The organism is Burkholderia sp. Ac-20344 (genome assembly GCF_017104975.1).
GTDB lineage: Bacteria > Pseudomonadota > Gammaproteobacteria > Burkholderiales > Burkholderiaceae > Burkholderia.
Window position 1 is genome coordinate 1 of record NZ_JAAGPP010000329.1, and the last position, 1,843, is coordinate 1,843.

Annotated in this window: 1 protein-coding gene; it reads left to right on the forward strand. The window is 68.8% G+C overall.

Going from position 1 to position 1,843, the window contains the following annotated elements; translation table 11 throughout:
- The coding region (locus G3N64_RS38870; RefSeq protein WP_205788866.1) for a family 20 glycosylhydrolase at positions 1 to 1,593 on the forward strand (1,593 nt) is incomplete at its 5' end.
- Between the last annotated feature and the right edge of the window lie 250 nt (positions 1,594 to 1,843).

Sequence of the window (1,843 nt, forward strand, 5' to 3'; positions counted from 1 at the left end):
TTGATCGAGGGCTACGATCGCGCCGGCCTCTACTACGGCGTGCAGACGCTCTACTCGCTCGCGCCGGCCGGCGGCGGCCCGATTCCGGCGATGCTCGTCGAGGATGCGCCGCGCTTCACACATCGCGGGATGCACGTCGATCTCGCGCGCAACTTCAAGCACCCGGCGACGCTGCGCCGCCTGATCGACCAGATGAGCGCGTACAAGCTCAATCGCCTGCACCTGCATCTGTCCGACGACGAAGGCTGGCGCATCGAAATTCCCGGCCTGCCCGAGCTGACCGAGATCGGCTCGCGCCGCTGCCACGATCCAAGCGAGACGCGCTGCCTGCTGCCGCAACTCGGCTCCGGCCCGGACAATCGCTCGGGCGGCGGCTACCTGACCCGCGACGATTACGTGGCGCTCGTGCGCTACGCGGCCGCGCGGTTCGTCGAGATCATCCCCGAGATCGACATGCCCGCGCATGCGCGCGCGGCCGTCGTGACGATGGAGGCACGTTACAAGCGGCTGCATGCGGCCGGCCGCGAGCAGGAAGCGAATGCGTACCGGCTGCTCGATCCGCAGGACACGTCGAACCTGACGACGGTGCAGTTCTACGACCGGCGCAGCGACCTGAACCCGTGCGTGCCGGGCGCGCTCAATTTCGCGTCGAAGGTGATCCGCGAGATCGCCGCGATGCATGCGGACGCGCAGGCGCCGCTGCACACCTGGCACTACGGTGGCGACGAGGCGAAGAACATCTTCCTCGGCGGGGGCTTCCAGCCGCTGAGCGGCACCGACCCGAACAAGGGGCGCATCGATCTCGCCGCGCAGGACAAGCCGTGGGCGCGTTCGCCCGCGTGCACGGCGCTGCTCCAGCGTGGCGAGATCAAGTCGATCGACGAGCTGCCGACGCGTTTCGCGCAACAGGTGAGCGCGGCAGTCAACGCGAACGGGATCGACACGATGGCCGCGTGGCAGGACGGCATCAAGCATGCGAACGGGCCGCAGGACTTCAGCACGCGCCACGTGATGGTGTCGCTGTGGGACACGATCTTCTGGGGCGCATCGGACAGCGCGCGCGACCTGAGCGGCAAGGGCTACCTGACCGTGCTCGCGCTGCCCGACTACCTGTACTTCGACTTCCCGTACACGCTCAACCCGCGCGAGCGCGGCTACTACTGGGGCTCGCACGCGACGGACGAGTACAAGGTGTTCTCGCTCGCGCCCGAGAACCTGCCGCAGAACGCCGAAGTGATGGGCGACCGTGACGGCAACGCGTTCGAGGCCACGGGCACGGGCCCCGCGCCGCGCATCGAAGGCATGCAGGGGCAGGCGTGGGGCGAGGTGATGCGCAACGACACCTTCCTCGAATACATGACCTATCCGCGGCTGCTCGCGCTGGCCGAGCGCGCGTGGCACCGGGCCGACTGGGAGCTGCCGTATGCGGCCGGCGTGCGCTTCAAGCGCGGCGATACGCATCACGTCGACACGGCTGCGCTGCAGCGCGACTGGGCCGGCTTCGCGACGCTGCTCACGCAACGCGAATTGCCGAAGCTCGACCGGGCCGGCATCGGCTACCGGAAGCCGACCTTCACGCTGACGAATCCGTGAACGGCTGAACGCTCGGGTGACGCGCGCTGCAGACGCAAGCATCGCGCCATCGCCCGCACCCAAGAAAAACGGCCTGCGACGCATCGCAAGCCGTTTTCGTGTTGCCGGCCGGCCCGAACCCGCATTGCGGATCAGGCCGGCTTCATCGCATCAGGCCGGTTGCGCGGCCGCCCCGCTGCCCGACGGCGGCAGGCGCGCGCCGAGCTGTTCGGCATAGCGTGCCGCCGCGTTGCCGCAGACGATGTGGAAC